16 protein-coding genes, 1 tRNA gene and 1 pseudogene are annotated in these 24963 nt (G+C 47.4%); 10 read left to right on the top strand and 8 right to left on the bottom strand.

The annotated features are described in order from the left end of the window. Nucleotides 1-43 precede the first annotated feature (43 nt). The gene (locus tag HMPREF9441_RS02065; protein WP_008617427.1) at nucleotides 44-1210 is read left to right on the top strand and encodes a hypothetical protein; all 1167 of its coding nucleotides are present in this window, start codon (nucleotides 44-46) and stop codon (nucleotides 1208-1210) included. A gap of 87 nt (nucleotides 1211-1297) precedes the next feature. Here HMPREF9441_RS02065 and HMPREF9441_RS02060 read toward each other — a convergent pair whose 3' ends face one another. Then, complete coding sequence (locus HMPREF9441_RS02060; protein ID WP_244949569.1) at nucleotides 1298-2518, bottom strand: DUF4861 domain-containing protein; 1221 nt, start codon at nucleotides 2516-2518, stop codon at nucleotides 1298-1300. A gap of 12 nt (nucleotides 2519-2530) precedes the next feature. Next, nucleotides 2531-3952, bottom strand: a complete 1422-nt coding sequence (locus HMPREF9441_RS02055; protein ID WP_008617424.1) for a glycoside hydrolase family 88/105 protein — start codon at nucleotides 3950-3952, stop codon at nucleotides 2531-2533. Nucleotides 3953-4144: 192 nt separating this feature from the next. Between HMPREF9441_RS02055 and HMPREF9441_RS02050 the strand changes: the two genes are divergently transcribed. From HMPREF9441_RS02050 to HMPREF9441_RS02020, 7 genes and pseudogenes are all read left to right on the top strand, one after another. Next, complete coding sequence (locus tag HMPREF9441_RS02050) at nucleotides 4145-6769, top strand: exo-rhamnogalacturonan lyase family protein (RefSeq protein WP_008617423.1); 2625 nt, start codon at nucleotides 4145-4147, stop codon at nucleotides 6767-6769. A gap of 34 nt (nucleotides 6770-6803) precedes the next feature. Next, entirely contained in the window at nucleotides 6804-7250 is a 447-nt protein-coding gene (locus tag HMPREF9441_RS02045; RefSeq protein WP_008617420.1) for a LexA family protein, read from the top strand. After that, nucleotides 7247-8527 (top strand): Y-family DNA polymerase, encoded by a 1281-nt coding sequence (locus tag HMPREF9441_RS02040; protein WP_008617419.1) that lies wholly within the window; start codon nucleotides 7247-7249, stop codon nucleotides 8525-8527. Before HMPREF9441_RS02045 ends, HMPREF9441_RS02040 begins: the two co-directional genes overlap by 4 nt. 152 nt (nucleotides 8528-8679) lie before the next feature. Then, nucleotides 8680-10137, top strand: coding sequence for a PI-PLC domain-containing protein (locus tag HMPREF9441_RS02035; protein WP_244949568.1), 1458 nt, complete (start codon nucleotides 8680-8682; stop codon nucleotides 10135-10137). A gap of 1482 nt (nucleotides 10138-11619) precedes the next feature. Beyond that, nucleotides 11620-14544, top strand: coding sequence for an N-6 DNA methylase (locus HMPREF9441_RS02030; protein WP_244949567.1), 2925 nt, complete (start codon nucleotides 11620-11622; stop codon nucleotides 14542-14544). Nucleotides 14545-14546: 2 nt separating this feature from the next. Continuing rightward, complete coding sequence (locus HMPREF9441_RS02025) at nucleotides 14547-15329, top strand: hypothetical protein (RefSeq protein ID WP_229057256.1); 783 nt, start codon at nucleotides 14547-14549, stop codon at nucleotides 15327-15329. A 2-nt stretch (nucleotides 15330-15331) separates the two neighbouring features. Then, nucleotides 15332-16358: pseudogene (locus HMPREF9441_RS02020) on the top strand (virulence RhuM family protein). 383 nt (nucleotides 16359-16741) lie between these two features. Here HMPREF9441_RS02020 and HMPREF9441_RS02015 read toward each other — a convergent pair. The 6 genes from HMPREF9441_RS02015 to HMPREF9441_RS01990 form a co-directional block, all read right to left on the bottom strand. Next, nucleotides 16742-17212 carry a type II toxin-antitoxin system HicB family antitoxin gene (locus HMPREF9441_RS02015; RefSeq protein WP_008617397.1) on the bottom strand — a complete coding sequence of 157 codons (471 nt, stop codon included), beginning with the start codon at nucleotides 17210-17212 and terminating at the stop codon, nucleotides 16742-16744. Nucleotides 17213-17233: 21 nt separating this feature from the next. Next, nucleotides 17234-17419: a type II toxin-antitoxin system HicA family toxin gene (locus HMPREF9441_RS02010; RefSeq protein WP_008617395.1), complete on the bottom strand. Its 186-nt coding sequence runs from the start codon at nucleotides 17417-17419 to the stop codon at nucleotides 17234-17236. Between the two features lie 395 nt (nucleotides 17420-17814). Next, nucleotides 17815-17896, bottom strand: a tRNA-Leu gene (locus HMPREF9441_RS02005). A gap of 45 nt (nucleotides 17897-17941) precedes the next feature. Continuing rightward, nucleotides 17942-18958, bottom strand: a complete 1017-nt coding sequence (locus tag HMPREF9441_RS02000) for a S41 family peptidase (protein WP_039864795.1) — start codon at nucleotides 18956-18958, stop codon at nucleotides 17942-17944. A 12-nt stretch (nucleotides 18959-18970) separates the two neighbouring features. Beyond that, on the bottom strand, nucleotides 18971-19873 hold the full coding sequence (locus HMPREF9441_RS01995; RefSeq protein WP_008617391.1) for a DUF3316 domain-containing protein: 903 nt from the start codon (nucleotides 19871-19873) through the stop codon (nucleotides 18971-18973). Between the two features lies 1 nt (nucleotide 19874). Continuing rightward, entirely contained in the window at nucleotides 19875-22610 is a 2736-nt protein-coding gene (locus HMPREF9441_RS01990; RefSeq protein ID WP_008617390.1) for a DNA gyrase/topoisomerase IV subunit A, read from the bottom strand. A 101-nt stretch (nucleotides 22611-22711) separates the two neighbouring features. Here HMPREF9441_RS01990 and HMPREF9441_RS01985 point away from each other — a divergent pair, with 101 nt between their 5' ends. Continuing rightward, complete coding sequence (locus HMPREF9441_RS01985; RefSeq protein ID WP_008617389.1) at nucleotides 22712-24253, top strand: glycine--tRNA ligase; 1542 nt, start codon at nucleotides 22712-22714, stop codon at nucleotides 24251-24253. Between the two features lie 25 nt (nucleotides 24254-24278). Beyond that, the gene (locus HMPREF9441_RS01980) at nucleotides 24279-24941 is read left to right on the top strand and encodes an FKBP-type peptidyl-prolyl cis-trans isomerase (RefSeq protein ID WP_008617387.1); all 663 of its coding nucleotides are present in this window, start codon (nucleotides 24279-24281) and stop codon (nucleotides 24939-24941) included. Nucleotides 24942-24963 lie beyond the last annotated feature (22 nt).

The following is a 24963-nucleotide window of genomic DNA, read 5'->3' as shown; positions in this document are numbered from 1 at the left end:
AAGCATAAATTAATTCAATTCAAAACTTTAAAAAGAGAGAAAGATGAAAACAAATTTCATGAAAGTTTCCACGTGGGCTATGGCTCTGTGCGCTTCTATGGCTGTGTTTACGGCTTGTAATGACGACGAGAACGGAACTACACCGCCTCCCGCTCCGAGTGTTGAAAACCTGGGCGGCATCGTGACGGAAAACATGACCCTCACGGCCAATACGGAGTACAAACTGACCAGTCAGTTGCAGGTAAAGGCGCCCGCCGTACTTACCATCGAAGAAGGTGTGAAGATAACGGCAGCCGACAGCGAAGATCCTATTTACATCCTGATCGAGCAAGGAGCCAAAATCAATGCAGTGGGCACAGTAGAAAATCCTATCGTGATGACGGCCGAAAATAAGACTGCCGGTGGTTGGGGCGGTTTGCACATCTGCGGTTATGCTCCCACCAATGCGGGTTCGGGCTTTTCTGAAATCGGTAATGCCGCTTATGGCGGCAATGATGCCAATGATAATTCCGGTGTGTTGAAGTATATACGTTTGGAATATACGGGTTTTGCTCTGGATGACGAACACGAGTCCAACGGCATTTCTTTCTACGGTGTGGGTGCCGGAACTCAGGTGTCGTATGTGCAGACTTACGTAGGTGCCGATGACGGTTTGGAGTTCTTTGGCGGTACGGTGAATGTAGACCATTGCGTAGTAGTGGATTGCACGGACGATAGTTTCGACTGGACAGAAGGTTGGAGCGGCACGGCTACCAACCTTGTGGCTTACCAGACCGATGCTTCCTGCGACTGTTTGATTGAAGCCGACAACAACGGCGACAATTTCGACGCAACTCCGGTGGCTCACCCCACTTTGCGCAACCTTTATTTGGTGGGCAACGGCAGCAGCGAGAACAAGCGCGGCATCCGTTTGCGTGCCGGTACACGGGCTAATATCGACGGCGCGAAGGTAGCGGGCAAGCCCAATCCGCTCACTATTGAAACGACGCAGACCGACGATGCTTTGGCCAACGGTACTTCCGTGTTGAAAAATGTACAGATTGCAGGCGTGTTGAAGAACGACGTGACGGGTGGAAAATATCTTTCGGCCAATTTCCTCGCTGGACAAGGCAATGCTGAAAACGCCCAGATAGCCACGACGTGGGACGATGTGGCCGGTGATTTGTCTTTCGCTTGGTTGAATGACGCTTGGGTGACGGCCGTCCAATAAGCAATATCTTTATTTTAAAAGACAATCCCTCGGAATGCACAGTGGTGCAACCGGGGGATTGTTTCGGTTTTTCCGTATGCCTTTTGTTTATCGGATACTGACGGTGCACGGGTTGTCTAATTCGGTTTTCCACAGACGCAAGTGATCGAACCATGCTTTGCTGTTCTTGAAACCGTCTTTTTCACGCCGGGCACACACGGTGATGTAGTAACGGATATGCTTGTCGGCATCGGTACCTAATAGGGTGAGGTAATTGAACTCGTCTTCTTTTATTTCCTTGCGGCAGGCTTTGTCGGTATACAGTCCCAGGCCGACCCATTCGTCATGTTCCGGTGCACTTTTTTCCGGGACATTGTTCCCCCAACTGCCGCAAAGGCCGTTTTCCTGCATGAAGCCGGTGGAGTGGCGTTCCAATTTTTGTATGCCCGTGCAGAAGGTCGCATCCGGCGAAGCGCCGTCGATGCGGATGTCCACCTCCACGTCGCGGTGTCCGGTATAGAGTGTGTAGCGTTGGGTCATGTGCAACGTTTGTCCGTGGTATATCCATCCGCCGTCGGCTACTTCCACTACGGTACGTACCGGTCCGTTGGCCAGGATGGTCTGCCTGCGCCAAGCCACGGTGTCGATGTAGCAGGGTTTGTCGTTTTGGTAACCCCGGAACGAACCTGCGCCCACAGACTGTCCGGCCCAGAGGATGTCACAACCGTATCCTTGTGCCAGTTGTTCGGGCGTGGTGTAGAATCCGGTGCTGTCCATCTCCAACCGGTAGGAGGTTTTGCCGTACAGGTCGATGCTTTGCCGGTTGTCCATGTAGATGCGGAACGCTGCCAACCGGCTTTCGAAAACCGCACCGTGCCCATAGATACTGTTGTACATGTCCAACAGATCGGCATTGCCGGGATAGGTGATGGATTTCACTTCCGGGTGCTTTCCTTTCTCGTCGTGCAGTTTCAAGTAAGCGCGTGTTTCGCGAGGGTAGCTTCGGGGAGCGTCCGCATCGGACAGCGTGATGTGGTACACGGCTTCACCTTGCGCCGGGATGTCGGCCGTGAAGGCGAGTTCGTCGGCTCGGAAGTCGCCGTTCAGGTCGTCCGCTTGCGAAGGGATTTCCCGTCCGTCGCAGACGACTTTGGCAGACCGTACATGCAGGCCGTCGGCGTGGCGGTGCAGGTCGACCACCACCGGATAGGCTTTGCGTGCCATCCTCGTGGGATTGGATATGCGTACTTCCCGTATGATTTCACGGGCTTGTCCCGTTCCTGCGCAGGACAAGCCTATCAGGAACCAGGCTGATAATGGGAGTCTCATGGCCATATCTGTTTATTCTACGGCTTCTCCTTGCCCGTCTTCGGTGAGGTAGAAGAGCGGAGAAGGGTTTGTTTGTTTCACCTTATAATAATGTAAACCGCTGTCGTTCGTGCGCGGATACCAATGGCCGAGCAAACGTATCATTTCTGCGCCGGCCCAGATGACGGGACCGTAACCGTGGGCAGCCTGATAGTTGGCCGGACGGTAGTAGTAGAACGCTGGATCAAATCCCATTCCTGTACCCACGCAAGTACCGTCCACTTGCCCGCCCTCCTTGATTTGCGTACTGACGGCATGCCATCCGAGTTGCGCCACCGGGCCGTAAGTGATGCCTTCTATCCATCCTTTGTTGATGGCGTGGGCGATGCAATATACATAAATGGCCGTGGCTGAGGTTTCTAAGTAGGAATCGCTGCGGTCCACAAGCTGATGCCAGAAACCTTCCGAACTTTGGTAAGCCGCCAACCCCTTGATGTGGCGGCGCAGTTGTTCGAGCAGGAACGGGCGGTCGGGATGGTCTTCGGGTAGGGCGTCGAGCAGTTCGCAGTTGGTCAGTATGGCCCATCCGTTGGCACGTGCCCAATGGAAGGTGGGATGCTGCGCCAGTCCTTCCACGTAGCCGTGACGGTAAAGCCCCTTTTCCGGGACAAACATGCGGTCGATGAACTGTCGGCTGACCTTGGCCGCCTCGTTGAAATATCTTGTAGATTCCTCCTTTTTATAAATGCCACGATAAGCCAAAGAAGGGACTCCCATGAACATGTCGTCCAACCAGATGGTGTTGTGTTGCGGGCGGTGGCGTGCGAATGTGCCGTCGGGCAGGCGGTATTGTCCGTGTTCGATGAAAGCGAAATAATTTTCTATCAGGTCGGACAGCGGCAAGGACGGGTCGGCGATACGCGCCTTCATCATGGCACAACACATGGCTCCGGCATCGTCCAATGCTTTCGGGTGCAGGATTTGTTCCATCTGTGCGTCGGTATCTTTGTATTGTTCGTAAAGCTTGCGGAATCCCGGAGCGACTTCGGCCAGGAATTTGAAACGGCGGACGACGTAATCCTTGTATCGGTCATCTCCCGTCACTTCGGCGGCATCCAGCAATGCCTGATAAGTCACGCCCCATTCATAGCTCCCGATGCGGAACGCGCCCCGGTCGAGTGTGGCGCCGTGGGGAATGTGCCGGTAGTCGGTCACTTCTTTGCCGTTGGCGTCCAATACGCGTACGGGAGTATGCTGCTCAATGTAGGCGAATACCCAGTCGATGTCCGTCTTGACTTGTTCAGCGGTCAGGTCGCCGTAGGGTACTTTGTATTCCGGTCGGAGCAGGTGCAACGGAGTCGTCATGTCGTTGATTTCGGTTTCCTGCGCCGTGACGGAGTGACCGAGGGCCAGGATGCCTGCGGCAAGGAGGCAGGTTTTGCAGATGGTTTTCATGCGTTTCGTTTATAAAATCAGGTTAATAATCAGGGCAGGCTTGCTGTAAAGGCACAAGCAACCCAAATGCAAAATTAGGAATAAATCCATAACGGGAAAGGGCAATCCCACAGATTTTTTGAATTTATTTTCCGGGAAAATTGGATATTACGGAAGTTATGCTGAATTTTGCATGTAGATAATCGTAAAATCATGAAAAACCTGATTTCAATTTTGTGCATGGGGCTGTCCATGCTTTCCATGGGACTTTATGGTAAAAACGGCGTGTCGGGCGACTTGCGTTGGGTCGGTACGCGCCCTCCGACGGATTGTCCGGTCAGTTTGGGCATTCCGTTCCTGAAAGGGGAACTGGAGGCCGACGGCCGGGTGGTGTTAAATGACTGGGACGGCGCGGACATCCCGTCGGACTGTTGGCCGTTGGCTTATTGGCCGGATGGGTCAGTCAAGTGGCTCGGAGTGGCTGCGGTGGTGCCCGGAGAGGCGGAGGGCGTCCGTTTCGAGACCGCCGGAAAAAAGCATAAAGCGGAAAACCGTTCCGGGGCAAAAGTACGGGTGGACGAGGCTGGCTCTTTCTTCCGGGTGTCCACAGGCAAGGTGGAGGCTTATGTTCCCAAACGGGGCAGTTGTCTGCTCGACAGCCTCCGTTGCGAAGGGAGAACGGTAGGCGGACAGGCTGCTTTGCTGTGCTCCACGCAGGACCATCCGTCGGCTGGAGGAGAGGCGGTACTGCATTTTACCGACTATCGCGGACAAGTGGAACGCGTCACGGTGGAACGTGCGGGGGATGTCCGGGCATTGGTGCGGATAGAAGGCCGTTATGCGAACGATGCCACGGGACGAAAATGGCTTCCGTTCACCGTACGCTTTTATTTTTATGCCGGGAGCGAACAAATCAAGATGGTACATTCCTTTGTGTTCGACGGCGATATGGACCGTGATTTCATCCGTAGCTTGGGTATCCGTTTCGAGGTTCCCATGCGCGAGGAGGTCTATAACCGCCACGTGGCCTTTGCTACAGCCGATGGCGGGGTATGGGCGGAACCGGTGCAGCCTTTGAACGGGAGGCGCATCCTGACATTGGACGGGGACAAAGGTTGGCAGGGGAGGCAGATGCGTGGCGAACGCATACCGGCCTACGAGAAGTTCGATACCAAGAACCGTCATCTTCTCGACCATTGGGCGGTGTGGAACGGTTTCCGTTTGAGCCAGACGACGGCCGACGCTTTTTCTATCCGTAAACGTACGCATGCCGACCGTCCGTGGATAGGGACTTTCTCGGGAACCCGTGCGCCGGGTTATGTATTTGCCGGAGACGTAAGCGGCGGATTGGGCGTGGCTCTGAAAGATTTTTGGCAATCCTATCCCACGGCTTTGCAGGTGGACAATGCTGCTGCCCGGAATGCCCATCTGACCGTATGGATGTGGAGTCCCGATGCGGAACCGATGGACTTGCGTCATTACGACGATGTGGCGCACGATTTGGAGGCCAGTTATGAGGACGTGCAGGAAGGGATGAGCACGCCCTACGGCGTAGCGCGTACTCACACGCTGACTCTCGTTCCGTCTGTGGCTTATGGGGGAAAGGAGACGGTAGCCCGGACGGCGGCCATGTTAGCCGAAGACGCCCCCTTGTTGTGCACACCGGAATACCTCCACGCCAAGCATGCCTTCGGGGTGTGGAGCCTGCCCGACCGGAGCAACCCGAAGCGGGCACGGGTGGAGGACCGTCTGGAAGACTATTTGGACTATTACGTGAAGGCTGTCGATCAGCATCGCTGGTACGGTTTCTGGAACTACGGCGACTTTATGCACACTTACGATTCCGTGCGTCATACATGGCGGTATGACGTGGGCGGGTACGCATGGGACAACACGGAACTGGCCTCCAATATGTGGTTGTGGTACAGTTTCCTGCGCACCGGCCGCGCCGACCTTTGGCGGATGGCAGTGGCCATGAGCCGCCACACGACGGAATGCGACGTGTACCATCTCGGACCTTTTGCCGGATTGGGGTCGCGTCACAACGTGAGCCATTGGGGCTGTGGAGCGAAGGAGGCGCGCATCAGCCAAGCGGCGTGGAACCGTTTCTATTATTATCTGACCACGGACGAGCGCAGCGGTGACCTGATGACAGAAGTGCGCGATGCCGAACAGAAACTTTACGACATCGATCCGATGAGGCTGGCTCTGCCGCGTGAGAAGTATCCCTGTACGGCACCGGCACGTCTGCGCGTCGGGCCCGACTGGTTGGCTTACGTCGGAAACTGGATGACGGAATGGGAACGGACGGGCAACACGACTTACCGCGACAAAATCATTGCTGGCATGAAAAGCATCGCGGCCTTGCCCTACGGCATCTTTACTGGGCCGGGCGTATTGGGCTTCGACCCTGCCACGGGTGTGTTGAGCTACGAGGGAGACCCCGATTTACAGCGCACTGAACATTTGATTACCATCATGGGCGGTTTCCAAGTGATGAACGAGCTGATGGAAATGATAGACTTGCCGGAATGGAACCGCACGTGGCTCACCTTTGCCAGGGAATACAAGGAGAAGGCGCGCACGATTACGCACAATCCTTTCCCTGTGACGCGCCTTACGGCTTATGCCGCTGTTAAAACGGGGAACAGGGAACTGGCTGCCGAGGCTTGGGATGAATTGTGGCACGTGTGGCACAATGACAAACCTTTCACGGTGCGTCGTGTGGAGGTGCCCGAAGTTCCAGCACCGGTGGACGAGAATCCCGTGGTGTGTACTAACGATGCGGCCACATGGAGTCTGGCCGCCATCTACATGCAGGAAGTCATTCCCGAATAGCTAAAAGCAGCCTTTTTTGTCGTATCTTTGCCGTATGGATGAGATGAAACTAAAAATAAGTCCGGTCGACTTGTCGGTACCACGGGCTCTTCCTTATTCCGAGGAGGGGGTAAGAGCCGGATTTCCCTCTCCGGCGCAGGATTACATGTCGGGCGGCATCGACTTGAATAAGGAGTTGGTGCGACATCGGGAGACGACGTTCTATGCCCGGGTGTCCGGTCATTCCATGTCTGGTGCCGGCATCGAGGATGGCGACCTTGTGGTGGTGGACAAGTCTCTTGAGGCCCGGACGGGAGACTATGTGGTGGCTTGTATCGACGGGGAGTTCACCCTCAAACAGTTCCGGATCGATGCGGCAAACCGTTGCGCTTGGCTGCTTCCCGCCAATGAAGAGTTCCAACCGATAAAGATTACGGGAGAAAATGATTTCAGGGTTTGGGGGGTGGTGACTTACGTCATTAAAAAACTGTATAAAGGATGAAGGGCGCGGTGTTCGGGTTGGTGGACTGCAACAATTTCTTTGTGTCGTGCGAACGGGTGTTCCGTCCGGATTTGCGGGACAAGCCTGTAGTGGTGCTTTCCAACAACGACGGATGTGTCATTGCGCGGAGTAATGAGAGTAAGGCTTTGGGCATCCGGATGGGAGAACCGTTTTTCAAGGTGCGTGACGTGGTGGCTCGGCATGGGGTGGCGGTGTTCTCCAGTAACTTTGCACTTTATGGCGACATGAGTCGGCGTGTGATGTCTTTGCTTTCGGCTTATACGCCACGGTTGGACATTTACAGTGTGGATGAGGCCGTACTTGACCTGACAGGGATGGGGGATGCGGAGTTTTTGCGCGGGTACGGCCGGGACATTGTGCGCAAGATTGGAAAAGGCGTGGGGATACCCGTGTCGTTGGGGGTAGCCGGGACCAAGACATTGGCCAAGATGGCTAGCAAATACGCCAAACGTTATCCGGCATACGAGGGAGTGTGCCTGATAGATACGGAGGAGAAGCGCGAGAAGGCATTGAGAAGGTTTGCGGTCGGTGATGTGTGGGGGATAGGGCGTCGCATGCAAAAGGCTCTGGAATATCATGGTATCCGTACGGCGTGGGATTTTGTGTGCCGTTCCGAAGGATGGGTACGCCATGAATTTTCCGTGGCCGGAGTCCGCACGTGGCGTGAGTTGCAGGGCGAGAGTTGCATTGCTTTGGACGACCTGCCTTATAAAAAAAGCATTTGCATGAGCCGCAGTTTTCCCGGACATGGACTGTCCGAATGGCATGTCTTGGAAGAGGCCGTGGCTTGTTTTGCTTCGGAGTGTGCCCGTAAGCTGCGCGAACAGGGCACTTGTTGCGGACAGGTCACGGTGTTTGCTTATACCAGCCGTTTCCGGACGGATGTTCCCGGCAATATGGTCCATCAACAGGTACGTATGCCTGTACCGACACAGGATACGGCCGAAATTGTACATGCGGCTTTGGAAGCGTTGCGGTTGCATGCGTATGACGGGCATTTCGATTACAAGAAAGCCGGCGTTATCGTTTGGGATTTGTCGCCGCGTGAAGCGGTCCAGACGGATTTGTTTGATAAGTTGGATCGTGGAAGGCGTAGGGCGTTGATACGGGCTGTTGACGAGATAAACCGTAAGAACGGGCATAACGCGGTGAAAGTGGCAGCATTGGGGACCGGACAGAAATATGCTTCGGAAAGGCAATACGTTTCGCGACGTTATACAACGAATCTGGATGAGGTCTTGGTGGTGAAAGTGTGAGAGCTTCAGTTTACCTTTTTGTGTTATTTTATGCTAAAATGAGCTTTTGCCCCGTTTTTTTCTCCTGATTTTCATTCTGATATTGGATACATTTGCTTCCTTTGTAAGAGGAAGAAAAACAATTTTTAGGAACCTTTTAAATTTTAAGAATCATGAGAAACGTTTACTTTACTTCATTACTGATGCTTTGCATGAGTGTCCATGTGAAAGCCGGAGATTGGATGAAACGTCTGCCGGACAACCTTTTTGTATCCCAAGTTTCTATTCCCGGAACGCATGATGCCGCTACGGGAAATGGGGTTACTTTGGCTTCCTACTCTCAATGTCAAGATATAGATGTGGCCACGCAGTGGTCTATCGGAATCCGTGCTTTCGATTTCCGTCCGAAAGTTAAAGGCGATTATCTGAATATCAACCATGGGATTGCTGTGACCAATCTTCGTTTCGACGATGCCTTGTACCTGTTGCGGGATTCGTTGAAGGAGCATCCATCCGAATTTGCGGTGATCCATTGTTTGTATGCCTCCGGTTACGATAGTGACAAAACCAAATACGAAACCATGTTGCGCGAATTATTGTCGCGTGAGGATTTGAAGGACTATTTCGTTCCGTTCCGGCGGGACTTGACGGTGGGGGATATGCGGGGAAAGATCTTGCTGTTGAGCCGTGACCAATATGCCGGCAAACCGATAACAGGCGGTTTTTTCCAAAGTTGGTGCGGTTGGTTGGACTGGAATGCACAGTCTTCTTGCAGTATCATAGGGGAGAGCGCGGCATCGGATTATAAATCTCCTTTGTGGGTGCAGGATTATGCCAATACGAAAGATAGCGAAGGAGGTGTGGCCAAGAAGGTAAGCGCGGTAACCGAGATGCTGGAGCATAGTACGAAACATGTGACAAAAGACGAGTCGGACGTGGTGTGGGTGTTTAACTTTGCATCGGCTTATCCCGGGTCGATATCCATGGCGAATGGCTATCGTGAGAATGCGACCTACACGAATGCGGCTATTATAGAGTATTTGCAGACGCATGAAGCGGGGCCTACGGGAGTTATTCTGATGGATTATTGTGTGGACAGGAGTCCTAACGAGGTGGATGGAAAGTACCTGACGCGTGGGCGCGAGTTGGTGGATACCTTGATTGCCAACAATTACAAATGGTTGGAACGTAGAAATAAGACGGTGTACGACAAGGCTTTGGAACGGATAGACAAGCTTTATGAGCAGTTGCAGGAGGCTCAAGAGAGTATTGCAACCGAATGTGCGGACGTGGCCGCCGAATTTGAGGATGAATTGGCTGCGGCAAAGGACGTTATCGATCAACAAAAATATGAGATCGACAGTTTATATGCCGGATGGCTGTTCACGGAAAGTTATACGGTCGATTATATCGGGACTTATAGGATTATAAGGCAAATCGAGAAAGATGCGGAGAAAGCTCAGGCTGAATTTGATGAGGCATCGGGCATTCATGCGGTACAGGCTGAGTATATAGGAAACGATTGTCAGATATTCTCACTCACCGGCGAACGTTTGGATGCTCTTCGTCGTGGTACGGTCTGCATCGTGAAGTTCCCAGACGGTAAGGTGCGGAAGGTCGTTTGTAAATAAGGCTGCTCCCGGTATTGGGCATAGGCGAGCCGGATTGGGCTTACGGAAGTCAAGCCGGTTGGTAAATAAGGAGGATACACTTGAATGGCAGAAGCCGTATGAAGGTATCCTCCTTCTTCATTCTCTCCCTACCAAGGTTTTTCCAAAAACACCTTTCATCTTTCAGGATGTATGGTAAATGGCTTTCATATAATGTGTTACGGAATGAAGGATAAGGAGTCCATCTTTCAGCTTCCTTTCATTGCGGAAGGCGGTAAAAAGTTCTCAGCCGAACGATAAATCATTCTCAGCCAAACGATTTTCCGTTCTCAGTCGAACGATTTATCGTTCGCCGCAGAACGAAATGAAGCATAGCTGAAGGATGTTTGGAACATCTTTCAGCTTGTAACTACAAGGTAATAAGAGACTTGTCATACAGCCTGAAAGATGAAAGGTGTTTTTGGGAAAACTCTGGTAGGGAGGAGAGAGGCTTTTGATGTCCATAAAAAAGAAATCCTGACCACCTCATCAAGAAGTGTTCAGGATTCTTTTTCTGTGCGCCTGATAGGCTTGAAGAAGATGAGATATTTTATATCGATGAGGATTATAACGGATTCAGTAGCTACGAATTTATTCCTGATGAAGAAATAGAAAGCATTTATGAGTATTGTAAGGAACATCAAGAACTGAAAAATGAGATAAAAGAATTTCATCGGTTAAGGCAAGTAAAAGATGTTCTTAGTATAACATTTGATATATCTTCTGTTGCTAAAACCTATAAAGAATAATCATATCAACAAACAATCCTGTTGATATGGTGATACAGGGTTTATTCCTCTTTCAGAGGAAAGCGGAGCAATCATTTCCGTTTACAAAGGCAAAGTAAGCACGGGGCTTTCTGTCGGCTTCAAGGTCAGGCGGCTATGCAGTTAGGGGAACAATCTCCACCCTCATTCTTCGGGTAGTATTCTTCCCCTAAACCTTGCTTCCGACCGCCCCATGCAAGAAAAGCCTTTGAAAACGGAAACGACCGCTCCGCCACCCTCCGACCGAAAGGGAAAAATAATATATGGGGAGTTAGGGTTGGGCAAGTACAGGAAATATAGCCACAGTTCTGCACACTCTGCAATGAGGGTACAGTGTGTTCATTTAGTCAAGTCGGTATAATGAAGATATTGATTATAGCAAGGAGGGTTATACCGCTATTTCCGTATATGTTCACCCGAACATGGCAAGGTATGTTTTGAGTAACTCAAAACCTTTCGGGAGTAACCCGAAAGTGTGTCCGCAGGAGCACAGCAAGATGTCTTTTCTGCCGCTCAAAAAGATTTGAGCAGCCCGAAAAGCCTTGCCGTCCATGCGGACAATCTCACCTCCAAAGTCGGTAGATTAATTTTTTAGGGAAAAAGATGGTTAGCTATAACCTATAAGCTAAATAAAAGTAGTACTTTTGCATATTGGGATATTATATATAATTTTGATTGTAAAAGACATATGAATACAATGCCATTAGAAGCTGATACACGGAATCTTATTGATACCGCTTTAACTAATTTAGGATGGAAGTTAAACGGAAAAGATAAGAATGTTTTCTTTGAGCAGCCCAAAACAGAAGCAGAACGCAAATCTCTCGGAGGCAAACGTCCTGATTATGTGTTGTACTCAAATGAGAGTGATAGACCATTAATTGTTATTGAGGCCAAAAAGAAAGGCACTCGCCTTGATGCAGCAATGGAGCAAGGCATTAGTTATGCCCGTGCAATTAATGCTCCACTTGTATTTGCTACAGATGGTGTCTTTTGTAAAGCATATCATACAGAAGCCAATAGAGTTCCTATTTTAAATGGGGAAGAAATAGACGAGTTTATCAGAGAAACTCTTGCGTTGCGGTATTTGACAACTTATGAGGTAAATACCGTAAGTCCCAAGGTTCAATATGATAGAAAAGAGCTAATCCGCATATTTGATGAAGCAAACAATATGTTACGAGGGGAAGGATTGCGTGCTGGTATCGAACGTTTTGGTGAGTTTGCAAATATACTATTTCTAAAACTGATTAGTGAAAGCGAACAAATCAAAAGAGAAAGTGGTATCAAAACGCTTTTTGATGCAACAGCATGTAGTTGGGATAGCATTAAAAATATTCCTTTTACAACTCGCATTGACTATATAAATAAAACGGTTTATGAAAAACTAAATTCATTATATAATACTGATATATTTACTCCCTTACAGATTCGAGATGCAAGTATCTTGAAAGAAATAATGGATAAGCTTGACCCACTAACGCTTACAGATGTGGATAGTGATGTAAAGGGAGATGCCTTTGAGTATTTTTTGAAAGCTTCAACTGCAACTAAAAATGACTTAGGAGAATATTTCACTCCACGCCACATTGTAAAAACAATGGTACGTTTGGTTAATCCCCAAATTGGGGAAACCATATATGACCCATTTTGTGGTACAGGTGGATTCTTAATAGAAAGTTTTCGCTATATATACAATAATATGGCGAGAACCGAAGCCAATATAAAGATGTTGCGGGAGCATACGGTTTATGGCAATGAAATTACTAATACTGCACGCATAACCAAAATGAATATGATTTTGGCAGGTGATGGGCATAGCAATATCAATATGCGTGATAGTTTGGCAAATCCTATAGACGGGAAAGCTACATATAGAGATAATGATGGAAGTGAGTATCATTACGGATATGATATAGTCCTTGCAAATATGCCTTATTCTCAAAAAACTAAACATGGAGAATTGTATGACTTGCCAAGTACAAATGGTGATAGTATTTGTGTACAACATTGTATGAAAGCAATAAATAGCACATCTCCTAATGGTAGAATGGCTTTGGTAGTTCCTGAAGGCTTTCTTTTTAGAAAGGATTTAACGAGAACACGTGAATACCTCTTGGAAAATTGCCAATTACAAAGTATTATTTCATTACCTCAGGGAGTATTCTTGCCATATACAGGTGTTAAAACAGATATTATATATGCAACCAAAGTAAATCAAAAGATAAAGAAATCAGAGAAGAAAAAAGAATTTTGGTACTTTGATGTCAAAAGTGACGGATATACTTTAGATAATCATCGTCGTAAATTAGATACGCCAAGTGATTTAGCTAAATATGAGGAGTTTCGTAAATTAGATGAGGATCAATCTACAGAAATGACTAATGTAGGATTTGAGATAATTCCATTGGATAAAGTGTGTAGCAATTCTTTTATATTGGCAGGAAACAGGTATCGAATCTCTCCAAATATTACTTCAAAATATGAAATTGTTGATTTTTCTGATATTGCAACAATAACAAGGGGAGTAAATTATCAAAGAGCGCAACAGACAACATATAAAACATCTAATATTATACTTCCCGCAGATAATATCACATTATCAGGAGAATTAGAGGTTATAAAAGAAATATATATAGATCAATCTATTATTCTTGCTCCAGAAAAACAATTAAGGCAAGGCGATATCTTTATATGTATGTCAAGTGGTAGTAAGGAGCATGTAGGAAAGGTTGCTTTTATTGATCAGGATACGAAGTATTATGCTGGAGGTTTTATGGGAATTATTAGAACAAGCACATCACGTTGCCTTCCACAATATCTATTTTTCTATTTGCTGAAATCTTTAAAATACAGAGAGGAGATTAAACTATTAACACAAGGTGCTAATATCAATAATATAAGTAGTACGATTAATTCCATAAAAATCCCATTGCCTTCTGTTGAAGTTCAACAAAAGATTGTTGACGAACTTGACGGATATAGAAAAATTATTTTCGGTGCTCAATCTATTGTGTCAAACTATGAGCCACATTTGCCAAAGTTTAAGACTGGTAATATTGTAAAGCTTTCAGATATTTGTGAGATAAATCGTTTTTCTGTAAATCCAGAACGAGAATACGGAGAAGAATCATTTACTTATATTGATATTTCTTCTGTTACTAGCGGTACAGGCAAAGTTGATACATCTCAAAAAATAAAAGGGAAGGATGCTCCTAGTAGAGCAAGACGAGGAATGAACAAGGGAGATATATTAATGTCAACCGTTCGTCCGAACCTAAAGGCTTTCAGTTATGTTGATTTTGACACTAAAGGCTTTGTTGCTTCAACAGGCTTTGCTGTTTTGACCCCCAAAAATGTGAACGGAAAGTATCTACTGTATGCGTTATTGGATGACTTTGTTGGTAACCAACTAAGCGATGCAATGAGTAAAGCAATGTATCCAAGCGTAAACAAATCCGATTTGGAAAATTTGGATATTATTTGTCCTTCTATTGAAGAACAAAATGAAGCAGTCATCCAAATTGAAAGAGAATTATCATTCATAAAGTCATCAGAAGAAATTGTTTCTATTTTCACAAAAAAAATAGAACAAAAAATTAACGAAGTTTGGGGTGAATGATTATGGTAGAAGAAATTGACTACACAGAAGTCCCATATTTGCAGGAAATATTGAATTATCTTCCAATCAATCCAGATGATGAAGAAGATATAAATAGCTATGTCAATAATGTAACTAATTTAATTGCCGTAAATTACAAATATGAGCAGTATCAATTTGCCTATTTTGGTGTTCATCTGCTTTATATGACTTACATTTATTGTACGGCATGGCAAATTAGTCAAATTATCCCTGACAGATATCAAGATGTAATTGTTTTTGCACGTCCATATAGTGGCAGAGAGAAAGACTTGAAGATAGAAGATGCTAATTCAATATTTGCATATAGTTTATTACCGGAAAAAGATATCGCAAAACTTTTTAAGATTATATGTTTGGATAAATCTCAAATTGCAAATGTTAGTGATTTAGTAGATGCACGTAACGATATGGCACATGCATCAGGAAAATTCAATATTCTTACAGAAGATGGTTATGATGCAAAAGTCAGTAGTATATTGTCTTCAATGAAAAATATTCATAAGTGTATGAATGAATCAATACGAAAATGGTATTCTGAAATCTTAATAAGTTTTTGTGCAGGAGAATTTTCAGATTATAAAGAAGCGCGAGATTTATTGACAGAATATATGATTCAGAGTTTTAAATTATCAGTAAATGAATTGTTAGTTTGTAATGAAATGAGTGTAAGTGGTTTAATAACTCAACATCGCGGATATCAAACCAAACTTAAGCATTTTAAGAAAACTATCGCAGATTATTGCCAAGAGATGGGATATATTTAATCATGTGTAAAAAACTTCAAATACATAATAGTACTGTAGAATTCCTTATATTTCAATTAGAAAGTAAAGAAGAAGGAATAGAGGTTTTATATCAAGACGAAACACTTTGGCTTACTCAAGATGCCATAGCTACATTATTTGATAAAGGGCGTTCAACAATTGCAGAACATTTGCAAAACATTTTTCAAAGCCTAGAATTACAAGAAGATTCAGTCTGTCGGAAATTCCGACGAACTGCTGCTGACGGAAAAAGTTATGCTACTAAATATTATAATTTAGATGCAGTCATTTCTGTCGGTTATAGAGCCAATTCTGTACGTGCTACCCAATTCCGGCAATGGTGCACTTATGTTCTCCGACAATTTGCCATACGCGGTTATGTGATTGACAAGAAACGAATGGAAAACGGAACATTCATCAATGAGGATTATTTCGAACATTTACTTGCGGAAATAAGAGAGATTCGATTGAGTGAACGCCGCTTTTATCAAAAGTTGACTGATATTTATGCAACAAGTATTGATTATAATCGAGATGCTCCAACAACTAGAATGTTTTTCAAGAAGGTGCAAAATAAAATGCACTATGCTGTTCATGGGCATATTGCAGCAGAACTGATTGTAGAACGAGCCAATGCAGAAAAAGAGCATATGGGACTTACTTCTTGGGAGAAAGCCCCTAACGGCAAGATTGTAAAAACAGATGTCTCAATAGCTAAGAACTATTTAAAAGAAACAGAATTGGAGTCAATGGGAAGAATAGTCAATGCTTTTCTTGATTTAGCGGAAGACAGAGCAAAGCGTCATATTCCTATGACTATGGAAGATTGGGCTGCTCGTATCGACAAGTTCTTGGATAGTGATGACAGACCCATACTAGTTGACATCGGTACAATATCTGCAGAACAAGCTAAGTTATATTGCAGAAACCGAGTTTGAGAAATATCGCATTATCCAAGATAAGTTGTTTCAATCAGATTTTGATCATTGGGGGACAAACAATTTGCTTGATTTTGATAAGGAAGAATAAATGCAAAGGTTATGGCTGTATTAAAAAAAATAATCATACCTTTGCAATCAAGAGTTATTTGACAGCATAGCACCGCAAACCGCTGAAATTAGCACGGTTTCCAACTCGTTACCGCTGTTTTTCAAATACTCCGTTAAATGTTTATTCCTCAAACAGTTGTATCAAACCGCTGAAAATCTAAAATAATAAATCTACAATATAGTCTACATGACTTGACGTCATGCCCTTTTTCTCAAATAAAAAAGCTATTCCTTTTATTTAAGTCTTAAGGTGCTGTAAATATGCTGTTGGGTTGCTGTTCAAAAAAAGAACCCCGAACCAATTAAGGAACGGGGTTTCATTGTCTTAATTAAACGGTCACGCTTCACAGCGGTACACTATCTTTAGAAAGTAGCTGCGGACAGTTCTTTAGATATACGTTCCACCGCTACCCTTATCTTATCGTATTGCTTTTGTCCGGCTGTTGTCACACCGGAAGTGTATTGCCTCATCAATGAAGCGTTGATGCCTGCCAACTCCGCAACCTTAGTAACATTCAGGAATGAGAAATAGTTGAAAAAGGATTGCATATCATATTTGTAGGAAAACTCCAGTTCCGGAACTTCCTTGCCCTCTTCTGCCTGCATTTCCTTTATTTCCTCATACGCTTTCATCATATCCTCTTTGGCGGATTCTGCCGTATCTCCATATCCAGCCAACCCGAAGCCGGGTAAATCTTCCTCAACAAAGCATGAGTAATACCCATCGCTCGCTTTTTCCATGATAACAGTTACTTTCATATCCATTTCTTTAAAATAGGAGTACGGCACTATTACCGTACCCCATTGCCTCAACAAAAACAATCTTTCAACCATGAAGCGCAAAAGGTTGGGGGATTACTCCCCCAAAAGAACCTTTCTTGCTTTACGTTCCATTCCGGTAGGTACTTCTTGTTTGCCATGCCTTGACAAAGCAAATTTGTTTTCCGTTTTAGGACTATACCAAATATCATGATTAGCCCCATGCCTAAGAACGTAACAACCTGCTGCGGTCAATTCCGCAAAAAACTGATTGTACTTCATAATGTAAAAGACCGTTTATTTATTAAGACAGTGCAAATATAGCGTTTTTGCTATAAACCACCAAATAAAAACATAACTATTTTGCTATATTCATAAAAACTCATATCTCCATTGGTACAAGGTTGGTCTACCTTTCACGGGGTGGGTCATGGTGGCCCAATCTTTCACGGATGGCGGTTTGGCCATCCGTTTTTTCATGGCAAACTCCCATCCTATCTAAGGGAGATTTCCTCTATTTGAATTTGACGAGATAGGCATCTGAAAGAATATCCCATTTCCCTATTGAAACGCCCAAAAAGGTAGATAGTTTGAATCTGTAGGCAATATGTAGGTAGGATATCTATAAATAAATCCTCTAAACTACTTTTAATTAGCAGATTAGAGGATTTGATTAGTGCGCCTGATAGGACTCGAACCTACACGCCGCGAAGCACCAGATCCTAAGTCTGGCGTGTCTACCAATTTCACCACAGGCGCGGTAAGACGGCTGCAAAGATAGAAAGATTTATCGGCTTGGCCAAATTATCGTTTCAGAAATTCTCGGGCGGCTTCTATCATCGTATCTTTGTTGCGTGCCAGGTCTTCTTGTGTGAGCGATACGCAAGTGTCCGGTTTGATACCGAACTCGATTTGGTTCATTCCGGCATCGTACATCGGACAGGCGGAGAAGCGGACAGACCATCCGTTGGGGAGTTCGGAAGAAAAGGGGAGACCGGAACCGCCGCCTGTGCGGTCGCCCATAATGGTGACCAAGGGGCATTCCTTCATATCGCGTACGAACGTATTGGTGGCACTATAACATGAACGGTTGGTCAGCACGACGACTTTCTTTTGCCAGCGTATGCCTTTCGACGGTTCGATGTATTCGGCTTCGGGGGACGAAAAATCATTGTGTCCCGTTCCGGTTTTATGGGCGATGTAGCCTACCAGTCGTTTTTCGTTGGTGAACCGTTCGGCCAATCGTTCGGCGTAGGTCAGCGTGCCGCCGGAATTGTTGCGTACGTCCACAATCAGTCCGTTGCACAAGCGCAGATAATACATGACTTCATCCAGATTGCCTTCACCGATGCCGGAGCTGAAGCTTCCATAATATATATAACCGATGTTGTCGTCGAGAATCTTGTAATACATGCCGGCGGCGATGCGGTAGTCCGTACCCAAATAAACTTGATGGATGCTGTCGTTGAAATTACTTGGGTAGTCCTCATGCCAGCTCCAGTAACGGCCAACGTCGGCTGCGGAATAGAGGTTGACGTGGCCGTCGCGAAGTTCGGACAGCATGTCGCACAAGACTTCGAATAGTTGGGCGGAAGTCATTCCGTCATGTACGCGCGGACGGTATTTGGCATATACCTCGTTCCATGGCAGACATCCTTCCTGCGCCTTGTAGTCGTGGAAACAGTATTGGGTGTCGATAATGCGCCAAAGCGTCTCGAAATTATTGACCGGCGTGTTGTCCGGCTCTTTTTCACGAATGCAACTCGGGCAGAAAAGCAGGGCGAGAATGGCGCAGAATATAAAAAAGATGTAATGTTTCATACCGATGGTGGGTTACAGGATAAATGGGCGGTGTTGCGGCTCTTTGCGTTTGACGAAGCTGAAATGCTTCACGTAGCCTATCATGAAACTATGGTTCCAGATATGGCTGCGCAGTCCGTTCACACGACTTTGGCGGATGTCGCACAAATAGCCGGCCCGGAACGTAAATCCCGCAATGGGAAAGTCCAATGTCAGGAAATGGCGCATGGACGGTGCGTTGCCCGGATAAGTAAAGCATACGTTGCGGTCGTAGTTGCCTAATGACATCTCATAGTAAGACTGTCCGTAGCGTGGGGAGAACATGGCTCCGACGAGCGGCAGGCTGGTTTGGTAGCGGGCGGTGAAAGGTACTTTGCGGATATGGAACGGGTAGACGGCCATCAAGGATGCGTCTATGTCGATGTCAGCCTTGGCCTGTACCGGATTGTTGGAATTACGGTTGTTGTAAATCGCTCCCAGTCCGGCATGGACTTCTCCTCCGGCCATCAGCCGCAACCGTCCGCCTACGACCCAGTTGTAATGCCAACCGATGGAATAATTTATCTTGCCCCCCAGTTCGTCGGAGTTTCCGGCCCGGTTGGAGGTATAACAAAAAAATCCGTCGAGGATACTTTGTGTCGTGATGCGTCCGTCTAACCAGTGGGTTTTACGTAAGGTCTCATGCAGAATGCTCAGGTGGGGCCCGGTATAAGTGGAGGGAGACAGGTAAGTCTCGTATAGGCTTGTGCGTCCCGCGCCGAAGAGTGTGGCGTGTGTCGTATAGCGGTTTTCCGGAAGGGGGGCGGCATCTTGGGCTTGGCATGGCCTGATGCCAAGAAATGTCCCTATGGCTAATAAGAAAATGAGTGCCCGCTTCCTGACGGAGCGGGACATTCGGAACGAAACGGTTGTATAGGCCGGTAAGAGGTGAGACATATTATTCGTCTTCAAAAAGTTTCATTTGCCCGGTAAGCTCATCCATGATGTCGCTTTGGCTTTTACCGGCATCCGGATCCAGATTCTCCTTTTCTGTGTCTTTTTCTTCCGTTTCTTCCGCCACTGCTTCTTCTGTTTCCGGTTCCGGGCGGCGTATGGGTTCCAGTTCGGTAATGGTTTCCGTATCGAACGTAGTGAGCCGTTTGCCTTTCGCTTTGAAACTCTTTACGCCGATGAAACTTTCTGCATCAATTTCCTGCGGGTCGCGGAAACTGTCGTGCCCGCCGAACGTGATTTGCAACCTTGGATAGGCTTCGTCCGTGAGCAAGACGAAGCGGCTGTCTTTGTTTTCTCCCATGAAACTTTGGGGCTTGGTACTCGGTTCGAACGCAAAACGCTTGACGTAGGGATAACTTTGCTGGTCGGCATCGTAGAGAACGGCACACCATATCTTGTCCGGTGAGAACTTTTCGATACGGAGTATGCCCGGTTCATAATGGTTGTTTACGTCGAAATTGGTTGTGTAGAACTCTCCGCTTTTCAGGATGACCAAAATCAGGTCTTCGCTGTGGAACTCACCCAGATATTCTCCCCGCTCATCGTAATTCAGGCGGTTGACATCATGGTCGAACCATACTTTGCGCCCGCCCAAGGTAGAACCGCCGTGGGATTTCAGGCCGATACGCTGTATCTCGTTTTTGCTTAAAATGTTACCCATACTTTGGCGACCTTTGATAGTCACAGTGCTGAAATCCTTTTCCACAAATATCTTTTTGAGTTTCAGGGCGGGTTTCAGGGTAATTTTGATGACCTCCGCTTCTCCGTTCGGATTGGCAGTGAAGTAGACGACGCGTGAAAAGGGTTTGCCTTGCGTCAGGTCGTATTCACGGTCGCGGGTGATGGACGTCACATTGAAACGTTTGATGTAGTAGAAACCGTCCTTGCCGTCCCGGTAGGCTACGTTGTAAATCGTCCGTTTGTCGTTGCGTTTGAACACTGCGGCATGGATGATTTCGGCTTTTTTCTTTTCCGCCTTGCTTCTTTCCGTTTCGCCCACGAACGTTTTGTCGCTGATACGGATGACTTTATAAGTTCCGTCGCGGTAGAAAATGATGGCATCGTCGAGGTCGGAACAGTTGGCAATGAATTCGTCCTTTTTGAGCGATGTGCCGATAAAGCCCTCTTCGCGGTTGATGTACAGTTTCTCGTTGGCTTCCACCACCTTGGTAGCTACGATCGTATCGAAATTGCGCAGTTCGGTATGACGCGGATGCTCATCGCCGTATTTGGCTTTCAGCATACGGAACCAGTTGCAGGTGACTTCTACCATGTTGTCCAAGTCGCGGTCGATGCGTGCAATCTCATCTTTCATCCGGGCGATGGCGTCGTTGGCCTTGTCTTTATTGAATTTCAGGATTCGGGCCATTTTGATGTCCATCAGTTTGAGGATATCGTCTTGGGTCACTTCCCTTATCATCTGCGGATAGAAAGGCGTGAGCCGTTCGTCGATGTGTGCGCAGGCCGCGTCCATATCTTTGGCCTGTTCGAAGTTGCGGTCTTTGTAAATCCGCTCTTCGATGAATATCTTTTCGAGCGAGGCGAAATGCAGGCTTTCTTGAAGCTCTCCTTTCCGGATGAGCAATTCCTTGCGGAGCAGTCCGAGCGTGTTGTCCACTGAGCGTTTCAGCACTTCGCTGACGGTCAGGAAGCAAGGCTTCTTGTCGTCGATGACACAGCAGTTGGGCGAGATACTGACTTCGCAGTCGGTAAAGGCATAGAGGGCATCCAATGCCTTGTCCGAACTTACGCCCGGCGTCAGGTGCACTAAGATTTCCACTTCGGCAGCCGTGTTGTCCTCTACCTTGCGTACTTTGATTTTGCCTTTTTCGATGGCTTTCAGGATGGAGTCGATCAGGGTTGTAGTAGTCTTTCCGTAAGGAATCTCACGGATGGCCAGCGTCTTGTTGTCTATCTTGGTGATTTTGGCACGTACTTTCACTACGCCCCCTCGTCCGCCGTCGTTATACTTGCTTACGTCGATACTTCCTCCAGTCAGGAAATCCGGATAAAGTTGAAACGGTTCGTCATGCAGGTAGTTTACGGCGGCATCGCATATCTCGTTTAAATTGTGCGGCAGGATTTTGGAAGACAAACCTACGGCAATGCCTTCCACGCCTTGAGCCAACAGCAGCGGGAACTTGACCGGGAGCGTCACCGGTTCCTTGTTCCGGCCATCGTATGAAAGTTTCCATTCCGTGGTTTTGGGGTTGAACACCACATCGAGGGCGAATTTGGAGAGCCGGGCCTCGATATAACGTGGGGCAGCCGCCGAGTCGCCGGTAAGGATGTTGCCCCAGTTTCCTTGGCAGTCTATGAGCAAATCCTTCTGTCCCAACTGTACCAAGGCATCCCCGATGGAAGCGTCTCCGTGCGGATGGAATTGCATGGTATGTCCCACGATGTTGGCCACCTTGTTGTAGCGCCCGTCGTCCATACGCTTCATGGAGTGCAGGATGCGGCGTTGTACCGGTTTGAAACCGTCATTGATGTGGGGCACGGCCCGTTCGAGAATCACGTAAGAGGCATAATCCAGAAACCAATTCTGATACATTCCGCTCAGGTGGTGCGTGATGCTGTCGTGAGGACTTGTTTCCGGTTGGTAATTGGAGTGTGCGTCATTTTCCTCTTCCGGGCTTCCCGTAGTCAGGTCTGTCAACTCGTCTTTGTCTTCGCTCATATTTATGTCGATTATATATCTATTTTAACGCAAAAATAACATTTTAATGAAAAAAAAGGCGTACTTTTGCGAAAGATTTATCAATATTTTACGAATAGAGTATGGCTCAGGAAGATGTATTCAAGAAAATAGTGTCACATTGTAAGGAATACGGTTTCGTGTTTCCTTCAAGCGACATCTATGACGGATTGGGTGCCGTGTATGATTACGGTCAGAACGGTGTGGAGTTGAAAAATAACATCAAGCAATATTGGTGGCAGAGCATGGTGTTGCTGCACGAGAACATCGTAGGTATCGATGCCGCCATCTTCATGCACCCTACGACGTGGAAGGCCAGCGGACACGTGGACGCGTTCAACGACCCTTTGATTGACAACCGCGACAGCAAGAAGCGTTATCGTGCAGATGTATTGATTGAAGACCAGATTGCCAAGTACGAGGAAAAGATAAACAAAGAAATAGCCAAGGCGGCCAAGAAGTTCGGGGATAGCTTTGATGAGCAGAAGTTCCGCGAAACCAATCCCCGCGTGTTGGAACATCAGCAGAAACGCGATGCGTTGCACCAGCGTTACAGTGATGCGATGAATGCGAGCGACCTGAATGAACTGAAACAGATCATATTGGATGAGGGTATCGTGTGCCCCATCAGCGGCACGCACAACTGGACCGACGTCCGCCAGTTCAATTTGATGTTCAAGACCGAGGTTGGTTCTACGGCTGAAGGTTCTTCCACTATTTACCTGCGTCCGGAAACCGCCCAAGGCATCTTCGTGAACTACCTGAACGTGCAGAAGACGGGGCGTATGAAACTGCCTTTCGGTATCGCACAGATCGGCAAGGCGTTCCGCAACGAAATCGTGGCCCGTCAGTTTATTTTCCGTATGCGCGAGTTCGAGCAAATGGAGATGCAGTACTTCGTGAAGCCCGGCACGGAGCTTCAATGGTTCGAGACGTGGAAGAAGACCCGTATGGCTTGGCATCAGGCATTGGGTTTCGGAGCGGAAAACTACCGTTTCCACGACCATGAGAAACTGGCGCACTATGCCAATGCGGCCAGTGACATCGAGTTCCACATGCCTTTCGGTTTCAAGGAAGTGGAAGGTATCCATAGCCGTACGAATTTTGATTTGAGCCAACATGCCAAGTATTCGGGCAAGAAGATAGAATATTTCGACCCCGAAACGAACGAAAGCTATACGCCGTACGTCATCGAGACCTCTATCGGAGTGGACCGTATGTTCCTTTCCATCATGTGCCACAGCTATGAGGAAGAGAAACTGGAAAACGGGGAAACTCGCGTGGTACTCAAATTACCGGAGGCATTGGCACCGGTAAAACTGGCCGTCATGCCGTTGGTAAAGAAAGACGGTCTGCCGGAGAAAGCGCACGAAATCATCAGCAACCTGCGTTTCCATTTCAACTGCAAATACGATGAGAAGGATTCTATCGGCAAGCGTTACCGCCGTCAGGATGCCATCGGTACGCCGTATTGCGTGACAGTGGATTACGATACGTTGAAAGACAATACCGTGACGTTGCGTCACCGCGACACGATGGAGCAGAAGCGGGTGAACATTGCCGACTTGCAAGGTATCATCGAAGACCGTGTGAGCATCACTTCGTTGCTGAAAAAGATTATGTAACCCTGCCTAAAAAAGACAGACATTAATGAAAAAAGGTTTATTGTATCTGGCAGTCGTCATCTTCTCCGTGTGTACCTTGGGGGCTTGCAAGGAGGAAGACGATACGTATGATGCTTATGCGAATTGGCCTGCCCGTAATGCCGAGTATTTTGCTCAAATCGCTGCCGAAGCCCGTGATTCCATTGCCCGGGCAAAGGGACAGTATGGCGAACGTTGGGAAGAACATTGCAACTGGCGCATGTTCAAATCGACGACCAAGTCGCAGAATGCGGCCGGGGCGTTGACCGATTCGATTTGTGTATATATTGAACAGCGGGGTGCGGGGACGGAAAGTCCGACATGGTCCGACACGGTCCGTGTCAATTACCGGGGCTATCTGATGCCTACCCAAAATATGGTAAACGGAGAATGGGTGGAAGAGCGTAAGGTGTTCTCCCAGTCTTTCATGGGTGAACTGGACAATCAGATTGCCGTGCCGGCCAAGATGGGAGTATCGAGTGCCGTAGCCGGATTTGCCACGGCTTTGCAATACATGCACAAAGGTGATGTCTGGTGGGTATATATACCGTCTGAACTGGCTTACGGAAGTCAGTCTACAGGTTCGGTGCTGCCTTATTCCACGTTAACGTTTTATGCCAATCTGGTAGAGTATTACGAACCGGGAGAGGACGTTCCGGACTGGAAATAGAAAGTATGTTGAAATATATAAT

It is taken from the genome of Paraprevotella clara YIT 11840 (assembly GCF_000233955.1).
GTDB classification, from domain to species: domain Bacteria; phylum Bacteroidota; class Bacteroidia; order Bacteroidales; family Bacteroidaceae; genus Paraprevotella; species Paraprevotella clara.
Note: the sequence above shows the minus strand (reverse complement) of the source record. Positions and strands in the feature narration are given on the sequence as shown.